Origin of the sequence: Alteromonas sp. RKMC-009, from assembly GCF_003584565.2 — a bacterium.
Taxonomy (GTDB): Bacteria; Pseudomonadota; Gammaproteobacteria; order Enterobacterales; family Alteromonadaceae; genus Alteromonas.
In genome coordinates, this window is record NZ_CP031010.1 from 2,888,828 (window position 1) to 2,902,511 (window position 13,684).

The window sequence follows — 13,684 nt, forward strand, 5'->3', positions numbered from 1 at the left end:
TTTACAGTCCGACTACGCCCGGTAATCCGCTGATGTCTTTAATTTCGGTGTAGCCATAGAACGGGTTAGCCGGCTCATGGCCACGGTTTACCCATACTTTATTTTTGATGCCGATGTCATGCGCTGACATCAGGTCATAACGGAAGCTGGAGGAAACATGAAGAATGTCTTCAGGATTACAACCCAGGTTATCAATCATGTATTCAAAGGCTTGTAAACGGGGCTTATAAGCCTGCGCCTGTTCTGCTGTATACACAGCGTGGAAAGGCGCTTCAAGATTGGCCACATTGGAATTGATTTGCTCGTTTGCCGCGTTGGATAAAATGACCAGCGGGATCTCAGCAGCCACTTTCTTTAACGGTTCAACCACATCAGGGTGTGGTCCCCATGTTGGCACAGCCTTGTAAATGGTTACGCTGTCTTCGTCGCGATACTCAATGCCCCATTTCTTACACAAACGGGTAACGGCATTGCGGACCACTTCAGAGTATGGCTTCCACGCGCCGAGTACTTCATCTAAGCGGTAGGCTGAAAAGTCTTTTACGAACTGAGGCATTTGCTCCGGTGTGATCCGGTCTGCAAACAGTCGCTGCGCAATGGGCGCCATTTCAAAGTAAATCAGGGTGCCGTAGCAGTCGAAAGAAATATATTTAGGTTTAAATGCACTCATTGTTGGTTCCAGCTATGTAATTTTTATGTCGAATCTATTACACCACGCGGTAACGGTATAAAAATACCAAAATGAAATGTTACCACGGGATGATGCGTCTGTTTTATTTGTACAATCAGCAGAGTATGCCGCATCGTTTCATTTGCTTTTCAACCGGCCAGAACGCCTGAAAATGGCCCGTTTCCCGTGACATCGCTTGTACAGTGCTACGGTTTAAAACAATGCTGCTGTCGCATCACTCCTGCTTAATCATCATGCCGCATTAATTGCAGCATATTTTGCTGAGAAGCTGACAAAAACAATATTTCCACACCTTTATCTCAAATCGTTCGAAAGATAAACGAACTGGTGCAGCGCTACTATTATCAGGCTGAATTTGCTCTGCGTTTCTTTACCTCCGTCTTTTTTCTCGCCGGATAAATCACGCAGATGTCTTACAAAATCATAAACATTGAGCGGCGCGCACACTTCGCTTAATAAATACAAATATGGAATGTCATCATGCAAACCTCTGCCCTGAAAGAACTGGACAGCCAGTACCTGATTCATCCGGTATCTGATTTCCGTGGTCACCAGCAAAAAGGTGTCAAAATTTTACAATCCGGCAAAGGCCCCCGGGTGACCGACAGCGAGGGAGAAACCTATCTGGATGCATTTGCAGGCTTATGGTGTGTGAATGTAGGTTTCGGGGAACAACGCATTGTCGATGTGGCCAGCAAACAAATGTCGGTACTTCCTTATGCCACAGGCTATTTCGGATTCGGCAGCGAGCCGGCAATCAAACTGGCAGAAAAACTGGTGTCCATTACGCCGGACTCATTACAGCATGTTTATTTCTCCTTAGGTGGCTCTGACGCTGTAGATGCTGCGCTGCGTTACATTACCTATTACTACAATGCCATTGGCAAACCTCAGAAAAAGCACATTATCGCGCTGAAGCGGGGCTACCATGGTTCTTCTTCGGTGGGCGCAGGGGTAACCGGCTTACCAGCTTTTCATGCTAACTTCGATGTGCCGCTGCCGACACATCATCATATAGCCTGCCCGTATTTTTACCGTAGCGACTTCGACACCGAACAGGCGCTCATCGACGCGTCTGTACAGGAACTGAAAGATAAAGTATCAGCACTGGGCGCAGACAATGTGGCTGCGTTTTTCTGTGAACCGGTTGTGGGTTCCGGTGGCGTAATCGTACCCCCGAAAGGCTGGTTAACCGCCATTGCCAAAGCGTGTAAGTCACTGGGTATTTTATTTGTGGTCGATGAAGTCATTACCGGCTTTGGCCGCACGGGTAAAATGTTTGCCTGTGAACACGAAAATATTCAACCCGACATGATGACCATGGCAAAGGGTTTAACATCAGGCTACGTGCCGATGGGTGCCGTGATGATGTCAGATGAAATATTCAAAGGCATCGCCGACGGCCCGCACCGTTCAGCGGTAGTCGGCCACGGCCAGACGTATTCAGCCCACCCGGTCAGTGCCGCTGTGGCACTGGAAGTGATCAGTATTTACGAGGAAGGCCTGCTGGAACACGCGCAGGCCATGACGCCGTATTTCGAAGACAAACTGCAATCGGTACTCAGCCATGCTCTTGTGGGCGATGTGCGAAATCAGGGCTTGCTGGCTGCTGTAGAACTGGTGGCAGATAAATCCACGAAACGTCAATTTCCGGCAGAACTGGGTTTGCATGAGGTCATTGCTGATATTGCCTGGAAGAACAAACTGATTTTCCGTGCATTTGGCGACAATATTCTCGGGTTTGCCCCGGCGCTCTGTTACAGCAAAGAAGATTTTGATGAACTCTTTGACCTGTTACAGAAAACCCTCGATGAAGTGTTGTCTTTAGATATGGTTAAGAAGGAAATGGCCCGCTAATGAAACCGTTTAATATCGCAGTAATTGCCGGTGATGGCATCGGAAAAGAAGTCATGCCTGAAGGGCTGAAAATTGTTAAAGCGGCTGCAAAAAAATTCGGCATCCCCCTTAACTTCCAGGAATTCAAATGGGGTGATTGCGACTACTACGCCGAATATGGTCGTATGATGCCGGAAAACTGGAAAGAGTTAGTATCAGACATGGATGCCATTTATTTTGGTGCCGTTGGCTGGCCGGCGTCTGTGCCTGATCATATTTCACTGTGGGGCTCCATTCTGACTTTCCGCCGTGAATTCGACCAGTACATCAACATGCGCCCGGTGCGTACTTTCGAAGGCGTAAAATGTGCCCTGTCGACGCCCCGTGCTGATGAAATCGACTTTGTGGTTGTACGGGAGAATACTGAGGGCGAGTATTCATCCATTGGCGGTATTATGTATGAGGGCACAGAGCGTGAAGTGGTATTACAGCAATCAGTGTTCAGCCGTCACGGAACCGACCGCGTTTTAAAATATGCTTTTGAAACCGCGCGTCAGCGTGATGCGAAGAAACTGACAGTAGCCACGAAAAGTAACGGTATGGCCATCAGTATGCCCTGGTGGGACTCCCGTGCCGAAGCCATAAGCAAAGACTACAGTGATATTCAGTGGGACAAACAACATATCGATATTCTTTCAGCACGTTTTGTCATGAATCCGGAGCGGTTTGATGTGGTGGTTGCCTCCAACCTGTTCGGTGATATTTTGTCTGACCTGGGGCCGGCCTGTACCGGCACCATTGGTCTTGCACCTTCTGCGAATCTAAACCCTGAAAGAAAATTCCCATCCCTGTTCGAGCCGGTACACGGTTCGGCACCGGATATTTACGGTAAGAATATCGCCAACCCCATTGGTATGATCTGGTCAGGTGCTTTGATGTTAAAGTTCCTTACTGAAGATTCAGGCTCCGGTGCAGAGGCCCACGATGCTATCACCAAAGCCATAGAAACCGCTCTAAAAGGCAACATTACCACTCCGGATCTGGGCGGCAATGCCAGCACACAGTCCATGGGTGACGCCATTCTTTCTCACCTTTAAGGGTTTAACAGCAACGTGACGACAGAAACAGGAATGACGCTGAAAAATCAGACACTACTCAGCACGCAAAATTACATTAACGGAAAGTGGCAGAATGCGATTTCCGGCATGACGTATCCGGTTATCAATCCGGCCACAGGTGAACGGATTGCCAGTGCGCCCGACAGTGACGCCATTGATGCTGCCCATGCTGCCCGCTCTGCACAAAAAGCTTTTCAGAGCTGGAGTAAAACCAGTCACCGTGAACGAGCCACACTGCTTGAGAAATGGTACGCCGTCATCAATGAAAATATTGATGATCTTGCACTTACCATGACCACAGAACAGGGTAAACCGCTGGCAGAAGCAAAAGGCGAAGTGGCTTATGGCGCTTCTTACGTAAAATGGTTTTCTCAGCAAATCATGCAGCTTCGGGGCGATATTTTACCTGAAACCGGCAGTGGCAAAGTGCAAACCGTTGAAAAGCGGCCGGTGGGCGTTGTTGCGGTTATCACGCCATGGAATTTCCCGTTTGCTATGCTGGCCCGGAAAATTGCGCCTGCACTGGCAGCTGGCTGTACCGTAGTGGTTAAGCCGGCAGAAGATACCCCGCTGACAGCCCTGATGATGGCAAAACTTATCGATATGGCAGGCTTCCCGCCGGGTGTGGTGAATGTGGTCACAGCCAGTCGTGAACAAACTGCTATTGCCGTTGATGCCTGGCTTAAAGATCCGTTAGTGAAAAAGCTCAGCTTCACAGGTTCAACGCAGGTAGGCCGCTATCTGGCGGAGCGCTGTGCCAGTACGCTGAAAAAGCTGTCTTTAGAATTAGGCGGTAATGCCCCCTTTATCGTGTTTGCAGATGCAGATTTAGATGCGGCGGTTGAAGGCTTAATGGCTGCTAAACTCAGAAATGGCGGGCAGACTTGTGTGTGTCCTAACCGCATTTATGTAGAAGACAGTATTTATGATGAATTTGCCAGCCGGCTGACGGACAAAGTGACAGCGTTAAAAGTGGGTTCTCCTCTGGACGAAGATACCCGCATCGGCCCGATGATTAATCAAAAGGCTGTAGACAAAATTAACGCCCATATTGCTGACGCGGTGGAACAAGGCGGCGTTGTACTGTGCGGGAATAAAGCGCCTGACGACACCCTGTTCGTCGAGCCCACCGTCATTGCCGACGCAAACAATGCCATGCGCCTGTTCACTGAAGAAACATTCGGCCCGGTGCTTCCTCTGTTCCGTTTTCAGTCAGAAAGTGAAGCTATTGAAGAAGCTAACAATACCGAATATGGTCTGGCGGCATACTTCTACACCCGTGACCATTACCGGATTCACCGGTTGAAAGGTGCTCTGCAGGCGGGTGTGATTGGCGTCAACGAAGGTGCAGTTGCCAGCGAACAGGCACCTTTCGGTGGTATCAAAGCATCAGGCTATGGCCGTGAAGGCTCTCACTATGGCCTGGATGACTTCTTGTATATTGCTTACTTCTGTGAAGGCGGGTTTTAACACCCGCTTATCCCGTCCCGATCTTTCCGGCGCTGATAGTTGCTTCACTCAGCGCTGATACGTCGCTTCCAGAGTGGCTTTCCCTAATGCATTCATGTTTACCATGTACCCTGTCAGTGCGCCTGACGGATTGTCCGGCAGTGACAATTTTTCCGGTAATGCGAATACCGTGAATTGATAGCGGTGCGCTTTATGACCTTCAGGCGGACACGCGCCGCCGAAGCCGGCATAACCGAAATCATTCACTATCTGCATACTGCCTTCCGGTAATACCATACTCCCTGCACTGCCCGCGCCGGTGGGTAATTCACTGGTACTGGCCGGAATATTGACTACCTGCCAGTGCCACCAGCCACTTCCGGTAGGAGCATCAGGATCGTATACGAAGAGTGCGTAGAAATTTGTTCCCTCCGGTGCGCCATGCCACGAAAGCTGAGGTGACAAATTATCTCCGTCACAGCCGAAACCTTTAAATTCCTGCTCTTTGGACATGGGCTCCCCTGCTGCCATGTCTTCGCTGGTTATTGTGAAACTCGCAGCGGTTACTATAGAGGTGAATGACAGCCCAACAAAGCAGGCCATACCTGCAACCGTTTTCAACGTCATGATCTGTTCCTTATCTTTATAGGTGTAGGAGCGCTGGTTGTAGCTGGCCATAAGCGATTTCAGCTATCTGACACTCTGCTTTGTGGCATCTTGCGGCATAATTCAGCATTAAATTTATACTAACGGAAGGACAGGCGCTGACAACTGATTTTTCACTCAGATGAATACTGTTTCAGCTTTTGAGGCAGGCAAGAGAACATTGGTTTTGTGTAATTCCCCTGCGCAAAATCGCAGGGGAAATAAGGCGCTTACTACATCAGAAATATTTAACCAGCGGGTTGGTACTGTTGTGTTTAAAGCGTGAAAATGCTTTTGTGGGGAAATACAACACCACTGCCATAAACGCCGCGACCAGCCATACCTGCCAGATATAATCAAAGGCAAATAAATCGCCATAGTTCGGACCGGCGAGCTCAAGTACAAGGTTGTAACTGACTAGTAGCACAAACAGATGCACGATATAGAAAAACATGGGCGCTGAGCCAAATGACTCAATGACCTGTGTGAATTTATTGTTCACTGTATCTAAAGCAAACAGCACTAAAAATGCCCCGCCCAGGGTGAGTAACACGAAATCCAGTGACGGCGGATATTTGGTAAAATTAATGAAATCCATTGCGGTCTGAATGGCTGTGGCCTGCGTTTCCCATGGCATGACTTCTCCATAGATATTGAAGCCCCTCATGACCAGCAGTACTCCCCACATGGATAAAGCCAGACCCAGCAATACTTTTTTACGCTGCGGCGAGGCAACATTGCGGGAAAATACCGGCCCCATGCTGTAACCCAGCAGTATCACACCTATCCACGGAAGCACGGGATAAGACGCTTTAATACGGAAGGCTTCAGAAGTAAATATAAAACCGCGGTCATGCAAAATAGCCCACAGGGTGTAGCCGGTTTCCCCCGGCGCAAAGCTGATTGGTGATAACAGGTTATGACCACATACAATCAGAAGCCCCAGTGCCAGAATCAGTTTTGCCGGTAAATGACAAAGCACAGAAAGTACAACCATACTCACACCAATTGCCCACATTACCTGCAACCACAATGTGTCGTAGGTGCCCATCCACAACCAGTTGATCACTGCAATCTCAATAAAAATAATGAACAGACCCCGTTTAAATAAGAACGGTGTTGCAGAGCGTGCAGGCTTGTTCGCAGGGTGGGAATACAACCACGCAGACAAACCGGTCAGGAATACAAATACCGGTGCACAGAAATGCGCGCTGATGCGGGTAAAAAATAATTGCGGGCTGGTGATGTCCACGTCCATGGGATCACCAACCTGCTGATGATAGAAATACCGTTCGCGAACGTGATCCACCAGCATAAACAGCATCACCAGCCCCCGGAGGATATCAATAGACGCGATACGTTTTGCATGGTTCGCCGCAGAAGTTTGCATTGTTGTCATTTTTATCGTTCTCATGCTCAGGAATTGATTGCAGCACAGACACTTCAATCATTTCATTCGTTGTTTCAGGCAAGACTGCCATAGATAAAATACGGTCGACAGGGGTTTCTGACTGTGCCGGAGCTATTTGGCATATCTTGCTGAAGCCATGCTTAGTCATGAAAAGATCTGCCAGCCGGGAGCAGGAAGATGAAGAACCAAAGAGAGAAGAGCTGCCCGCTCCTGTAAATAAAAAACGGGCTTTCTGAGTTATCCGTTCAACATCGGAAATGGCAGTGGCTTGATTTCATCCATGATTTTTCCGCTGGCAGTAATACCCATAAAGTACTCGCCCAGCCGGTCGGTCTCGCTAAGTACGGTTTGCCAGTATTTGATGCGGGTTTGGGGATCAAGGGCATCGAAATCTTTTCTGTCAGGGATTTTGCCGTAAGGTAAAGATGAAACAAATTCTGCCGACGGTACAAGCATCACCACATTATCGTAACTACTGCGGTGTGGTACCCGTCTTTTCAGGCCTTTATCAAACCAGCCCGGTACCGGCTTGTCATAAAAATGCGGATAAAGCACCAGCCCTTCACGGGGACCGAAAGACAAGTCAAAATGATAGTCGGTGATACCGCCGTCCCTGTACACCCCTTCAGGTGCATCAACGATTTTCTCCACGCCTTCCAGCACCAGAGGAATAGAACCGGATGCCAGTAACGCATCCCGGGTATTCACAATACTCAGTTCTGTCCGTTCAGTGTTCAGGTTGTACGGATCGTGAATAGTAAAATCGCTGTCCGGTGCGGAAAAAATATGACGGGTATAAAAGCGGTTAAGACCACGTCTTGAAACAGCGTTGGCAGCAGCACTCATGGCAAGGCCATGGAACTGGGTAATGCGCCCACGCGATGCCATGGCCCGATGACAGCGTACGGCGAAGATATGCGCCTTAAAACGATGGTTCAGCAGAATATCGTCAATACCCTCTTCACCCAGCACATGACTGATGAGTTCACGGGCTTTAACGGTAATTTCATTTGCTGACGGTTTAGCAGAATACACCGTGTGTGAATAATGGTGTGCCAGCCGGTTGATGGCCGCCAGTGGGTCTCTCTGGACAGCACATGCAGCTCTGAATGCCCCGGCAGATGAGCCAATCACCTGCACCTGACCTCCCCGTTCATCGAACCACTCCGGGAACAGCACCCGATCCAGCCCCGCCAGTACGAACCATTTAGGTCCGCCGGACGCGCCGAGAAAGTAATTGAACAGCAGCGGATAGAAACCGTGCTCCTTTAATGTGGCCAGTGCGCCCGGGCCAGCGTAAATATTCAGTGGCGCAGTCAACGTGTTATCCCTTCACTTCTTTTTATTTGTGAGTACTTTAGCAGTTGATGGCGGTCATGTCATGACTGCAAAATCCTTTGCTGAATTATGACCCGCTGCCATCGCTGTAAAGTGCAAAACAAGCGCCGGAGGGATCTTTAATATACACAAACCTTGCCGTACCATGTGTTCTTACGGCAGTCAGTTGCTCCCCGCCACATGCCGTAACCTGCGATAAAGCTTCATCAAACTCACCGGTGGTAAAGTACGGGATCCAACCTGCGGGCACGTCCTGATTCGGGCCTTTCCGGTGACAAATGCCACCTTTTACCTGTCCGTCTGCATCTTTCATAACAAAGTCATTGTAGCCGCCCATGTCCAGAGGCTCTTTTTGCCATCCCAGTACCTTTTCATAAAAGGTGCTGGTTTCCACTGCATCTGCTACTGTTAAATCCCGCCAGTCACCTGCTGAGTCGCTCATGATTTGCTCCAGACTAAATATGAAGTGTCAATACACACAGCTTAAAGAAAACCCTGTTTTTTCCAATATTTTTTTCACACAAAGGTAGACACAGCTTGTGGAAAATGCTTGAACTATGGCAATAGTTATCCACTGACCATTGTTTGACCAGTATTTTTTATCAAGTAATTTCATGCAGTTACAATTCACACACATACTACTCAACAAACTTATCCACAGATAAAGTGGATAACACGTAGAAGTTATTCAAGTATGATGATTTAATAATATGACATGTTCCGGACGATATCAGATAATGAAAAAGCAGACGTTAGCCGTCATTGACGGTGAATTTACTATCCATGCCTTCGATCCTAATTCCGCCATCCCGGCCCCTGTTTTGAACAGTGATTTATTTTTCATTGGCAAGACGGAAGATACCTTGTCAGTTGTCGTGCCCTCCTCTGTTAATCTTGTGTCACTGGAATCTGATAAAGGCTGGCGGGCGCTTGAATTATTAGGACCGCTGGAATTGTCCATGGTAGGGATCATGGCGAACCTGGGAACAGTGCTGGCAAAAGCCAAAGTCAGTATGTTTATTGTCTCTACATTCGACACGGATTTTTTCCTGGTCAAAGCGGACAAACTGCATGACGCCGTTACTGCACTGCAGGAGGATGGCTACACCATCGTCGGACAATAACGGCATCCCTGCATGAATTTTACTTCTGAAAAACCGGCCACGTTCAACCGCGAAATTATTCTGCGTGCGCCGCTTAACGGCACCCGTACGGATTTGGCTTCGATTGATGCACCGCTTTATGCCGCCGGTATGTGGGGCCCGGCACTGGCATTTACCTACGCCGGACATACTTTGTACGCACCTGCAGACTGCCTGATAAAAAGTATTCCCGAAACCGGCTATGCGGTCACCATTAAAACCCGTCACGGGCTCAGACTACACATTAACCTCCTGCCGGCTGGTCACGCTTTGATGGGCGAGCGTTGCATGCGTCTGGTAAAAGCCGGTGAGAAAGTTAAAGCCGGACAACCGCTGATGTCTTTTCAACCGCAATGGCTTAAACAACAGGGCCTGCCGCTTAACGGTGTGTGCTGTGTGATGAACGGCGAAAAATGTAAAGCCGTGGTACATAGTCATAACCGTCAGTTCATGGCCCCCGAAGATCCGTTGATCTACGTTTACATTTAATCTGTCTCAAACAGGAATTATTTCATAGCCGTGCAATCTTTATTCGCGTAAACATGCTATACATTTTATACAGCTCGTTTAGTCAGGTTTAACCGTGAAGAACTACCAGTGCGAATGTGGCAACACTCTGTATTTCGCCAACTCAACTTGTTTGTCCTGCCAGCGGCCGGTGGGCTTCATCAGTCAGGAAATGACATTATCTGCCTGTGAAATTGATGACAACGGTTACTGGATAAGTTGTCTGAACGGTAAAGCGTACCGCCCCTGTACCAACTACAGTGAGTATCAGGTATGTAACTGGCTGATTCCTGCAGAAGAGGACCATTCGCTGTGCGAGTCCTGTCAGTTAACGGAAACCATTCCGGATCTCTCCAAACCGGACAACCTGTCATTGTGGTTCCGTATGGAGCAGGCCAAGCGCCAGTTAATTTATACCTTAAGTAAACTGGGACTGGACGTGTGGAAACACGGTGTTGAAAACGCAAACGAACTTCGCTTCCGCTTTCTTGAAGATGAAATGGAAGAAGACGAATATGGCGAAGAGCTCACTGTAAAATCAACAGTCATCACCGGGCATTGTAACGGCGTTATCACCTTAAATCTGAAAGAGGCTGAAGACGCTTCACGTCTTAAAATGCGTGAACAGATGAATGAACGCTACCGGACACTAATCGGTCATTTCCGTCATGAGTCCGGTCACTATTACTGGGATACGCTGATCCAGAACTCCCCTCACCTGGAAAAATTCAGAAGCCTGTTCGGCGATGAACGACAGGATTACACCAAATCGATGCAGCTCTATTACGCCAACGGGCCGGTTCAGGGCTGGCAGTCGTCATGGATAAGCGCCTATGCCAGCATGCACCCCTGGGAAGACTGGGCTGAGAGCTGGGCGCACTATCTGCACATTGTGGACACGCTGGAAACTGCTACCGAATACAGCATCAATATTTTGCAGAACCGCCTGGGTAACCCGCTGGCAGAAACCTACCGGCGTGCGAGTGAAACGGATTTCCAGCGAATATTTGAAGACTGGTGCAGGCTGACCACAGTGTTAAATGCCCTGAACCGCAGCATGGGGCAGGACGACGCGTATCCGTTTGTCATATCCTACCCGGCGCTTGAGAAGTTGTCGTTCATACACGACTTATTGCATCAGCGGCTTTAAGATTACTTTTGTGCAGACCCTGTTTCCGCTTTCTTTTCCCATTCAAAACGGGGTAATCGGTTGAACGTGCGCTTCAGCCCCTGAGTCCATTGCTTTTGCATGGATTTATACATGGGGCTGTTCAGGGTAAACGTTTGATGATACGGCGCTTCCACCTGATTTGCTGTCAGCATAGCCAGCTCCACCGGCGGCCCCACCGAAATATTACTGCGGATGGTGGAATCCAGCGATACGATGGCACAGCGGGCAGCATCTTCCAGAGACGTGGCACCGGATAAAATTCTGTCCAGAATAGGCTTGCCATACTTGTTCTCACCAATTTGCAGATACGGCGTATCGTCTGACGCAGAAATGTAATTGCCCTGCGGATAAATCAGAAAAATTTCGTGAGGCTGACCAGCGATTTGACCGCCAATGATAAAATTAGACTCATTGCTGCTGCCTGATCTTTCCATGGCTTCGGCATGTTGCTTCTGCTCTGCCTGACTCAGCTTGCCAACGTATTCTGCCAGTTCATGAAGATGTTTTCCTGCGCGCAAATTAAATTTGGCTTCCGGATTTTCCAGATCACGCTTGATGGCATTCACCACCGCCTGAGACGTTGCCAGACTTCCGGACGTCAGTAACACAATAGAACGTTCGCCGGGCCAGCAAAAACGCCACATTTTGCTGTACGTCGCAATGTAGTCCACACCCGCATTGGTACGGGAATCAGAAGCAAACACCAGTCCCTTGTTTACTTTTATAGCAAGACAATAAGTCACAATTCACCTTTCTCAAAAGTGATAAAACACAATATAGCATGGGGCTAAGCATGCATGCCCGGCGCAAGATACGCAATCAAAATCTTGTCACTAAATTGACATATTAGCGATTGATTTTTGGTCAGAAACACGATTAGATGAGTATAAATAAAACACAAAAAAATGAAGGATCAGGCCATGGCAATCAGATGGGGAAATTATGCTACCGGCCCGTTTTATGACGAGCTGATTCAAGGCCGTAATAAGCCAAGAGAGGCAGCAAAATCATTGTGCTCTTATTTAAGAGACTTATCCGACAAAGATATCGAGGAATATAAGGTGGCCGCCAGCACGGCAATCCACGTGATGGGGATCACCTTTACCGTTTATACCGAGGAAGAAGGCTCCATCGACCGGGCCTGGCCATTCGATATTATTCCCCGCATCATCGATAAAAAAGAATGGTCACAAATTGAGCTTGGCCTGAAACAGCGGGTAAAAGCGCTGAATATGTTTATCGACGATTTGTATAACGAGCAGAAAATTCTTGATGCCGGTATCGTTCCCGAAGACATTCTTACTCAGTCAAAGAACTTCCTTCCGGAATGCCTTGGCGTTAAACCGAAACACGGTGTGTGGGCGCATATATGCGGCTCAGATTTAGTCCGTGATCAACACGGCACCGTTTATGTGCTGGAAGATAACCTGCGGGTGCCTTCCGGCGTCTCTTATATGCTGGAAAACCGTCATGTTATGAAACGGGTTTTTCCTGACATGTTTGAAAAGTACAACATCCTGCCGGTAGATGATTATCCGTCAGAACTTTACGACATGCTGTGTCAGCTTTCTCCCCGGAAGACGAAGCAACCGGAAATCGTTGTACTCACCCCCGGTATCTATAATTCTGCGTATTTTGAGCACGCCTATCTGGCTCAGCAAATGGGTGCAGAACTGGTAGTAGGCAGCGATCTTGTAGTGGGCGACGACGATATCGTCTACATGCGCACAGTGGAAGGGCTGGCCAGGGTAGATGTCATTTACCGCCGTATCGACGATGCGTTTCTCGATCCTGAAGTGTTCCGTGAAGACTCCATGCTTGGTGTGCCCGGGCTGATGCGCGCCTGGAAGGCAGGTAATGTGGGGCTGGCGAATGCGCCCGGCGCCGGTGTGGCAGACGACAAAGTGGTTTATGCCTTTGTGCCTGACATCATCCGCTTTTATCTGGATGAAGAACCCCTGCTGCCAAACGTGCCTACTTACAAATGCATTAACAAAGATGAGCGTGACTACGTCATCGAACACATTGATGAGATGGTGGTTAAGCCCGCCAACGAGTCCGGCGGTTATGGCATGTTAATCGGGCCCCATGCAACCAAAGCGGAACGGGAAAAGTTTGTCAGGCTCATTCGACGCGATCCCCGCAATTATGTTGCACAACCGATGCTGTTGCTGTCTACAGCGCCCACATTAATCGATAATAAAGCCGAAGCAAGGCACCTTGATTTGCGTCCGTTTATTTTATCCGGCAGTGATATTTCCGTTACCACAGGCGGTTTGACCCGGGTAGCAATGCGAAAAGGTTCTACTGTGGTGAACTCCTCCCAGGGCGGAGGAAGTAAAGATACCTGGATTGTTGACATGGAGGACGAATAAG

At 48.7% G+C, this 13,684-nt stretch carries 13 protein-coding genes; 7 read left to right on the forward strand and 6 right to left on the reverse strand.

Features of this window, described 5'->3' with window-relative positions; translation table 11 throughout:
• Position 1: 1 nt before the first annotated feature.
• Positions 2-670 (reverse strand): haloacid dehalogenase type II, encoded by a 669-nt coding sequence (locus tag DS731_RS12795; protein WP_119501693.1) that lies wholly within the window; start codon positions 668-670, stop codon positions 2-4.
• 501 nt (positions 671-1,171) lie between these two features.
• On the opposite strand from DS731_RS12795, the gene DS731_RS12800 reads away from it, so the two are divergent.
• From DS731_RS12800 to DS731_RS12810, 3 genes are read left to right on the forward strand one after another with little or no spacing between them, the layout of a single operon-like run.
• Positions 1,172-2,548, forward strand: coding sequence for an aminotransferase class III-fold pyridoxal phosphate-dependent enzyme (locus tag DS731_RS12800; protein WP_119501695.1), 1,377 nt, complete (start codon positions 1,172-1,174; stop codon positions 2,546-2,548).
• Complete coding sequence (locus tag DS731_RS12805) at positions 2,548-3,624, forward strand: tartrate dehydrogenase (RefSeq protein WP_119501696.1); 1,077 nt, start codon at positions 2,548-2,550, stop codon at positions 3,622-3,624. Before DS731_RS12800 ends, DS731_RS12805 begins: the two co-directional genes overlap by 1 nt.
• A 33-nt stretch (positions 3,625-3,657) precedes the next feature.
• Entirely contained in the window at positions 3,658-5,115 is a 1,458-nt protein-coding gene (locus tag DS731_RS12810) for an NAD-dependent succinate-semialdehyde dehydrogenase (protein WP_119501697.1), read from the forward strand.
• A 48-nt stretch (positions 5,116-5,163) separates the two neighbouring features.
• Here DS731_RS12810 and DS731_RS12815 read toward each other — a convergent pair whose 3' ends face one another.
• The 4 genes from DS731_RS12815 to DS731_RS12830 all read right to left on the reverse strand — a co-directional run bounded on the left by DS731_RS12815 (position 5,164) and on the right by DS731_RS12830 (position 8,930).
• A complete protein-coding gene (locus tag DS731_RS12815; protein ID WP_119503418.1) occupies positions 5,164-5,721 on the reverse strand; it encodes a YbhB/YbcL family Raf kinase inhibitor-like protein in 558 nt (185 codons plus the stop codon).
• 256 nt (positions 5,722-5,977) lie between these two features.
• Positions 5,978-7,138: a DUF1624 domain-containing protein gene (locus DS731_RS12820; protein ID WP_232373363.1), complete on the reverse strand. Its 1,161-nt coding sequence runs from the start codon at positions 7,136-7,138 to the stop codon at positions 5,978-5,980.
• 249 nt (positions 7,139-7,387) lie between these two features.
• The gene (locus tag DS731_RS12825) at positions 7,388-8,470 is read right to left on the reverse strand and encodes a patatin-like phospholipase family protein (RefSeq protein ID WP_119501699.1); all 1,083 of its coding nucleotides are present in this window, start codon (positions 8,468-8,470) and stop codon (positions 7,388-7,390) included.
• A gap of 85 nt (positions 8,471-8,555) precedes the next feature.
• Positions 8,556-8,930: a VOC family protein gene (locus DS731_RS12830; RefSeq protein ID WP_119501700.1), complete on the reverse strand. Its 375-nt coding sequence runs from the start codon at positions 8,928-8,930 to the stop codon at positions 8,556-8,558.
• Positions 8,931-9,225: 295 nt separating this feature from the next.
• On the opposite strand from DS731_RS12830, the gene DS731_RS12835 reads away from it, so the two are divergent.
• The 3 genes from DS731_RS12835 (at position 9,226) to DS731_RS12845 (ending at position 11,287) form a co-directional block, all read left to right on the forward strand.
• On the forward strand, positions 9,226-9,612 hold the full coding sequence (locus tag DS731_RS12835; protein ID WP_119501701.1) for an ACT domain-containing protein: 387 nt from the start codon (positions 9,226-9,228) through the stop codon (positions 9,610-9,612).
• 12 nt (positions 9,613-9,624) lie between these two features.
• Positions 9,625-10,119: a PTS sugar transporter subunit IIA gene (locus DS731_RS12840; RefSeq protein ID WP_119501702.1), complete on the forward strand. Its 495-nt coding sequence runs from the start codon at positions 9,625-9,627 to the stop codon at positions 10,117-10,119.
• A 94-nt stretch (positions 10,120-10,213) separates the two neighbouring features.
• The gene (locus DS731_RS12845; protein ID WP_119501703.1) at positions 10,214-11,287 is read left to right on the forward strand and encodes a zinc-binding metallopeptidase family protein; all 1,074 of its coding nucleotides are present in this window, start codon (positions 10,214-10,216) and stop codon (positions 11,285-11,287) included.
• Between the two features lie 2 nt (positions 11,288-11,289).
• Here the strand turns inward: DS731_RS12845 and DS731_RS12850 are convergent, their stop codons facing one another.
• Positions 11,290-12,051, reverse strand: coding sequence for a peptidase (locus DS731_RS12850; RefSeq protein ID WP_119501704.1), 762 nt, complete (start codon positions 12,049-12,051; stop codon positions 11,290-11,292).
• Between the two features lie 177 nt (positions 12,052-12,228).
• On the opposite strand from DS731_RS12850, the gene DS731_RS12855 reads away from it, so the two are divergent.
• Positions 12,229-13,683, forward strand: coding sequence for a circularly permuted type 2 ATP-grasp protein (locus DS731_RS12855; RefSeq protein ID WP_119501705.1), 1,455 nt, complete (start codon positions 12,229-12,231; stop codon positions 13,681-13,683).
• Position 13,684 lies beyond the last annotated feature (1 nt).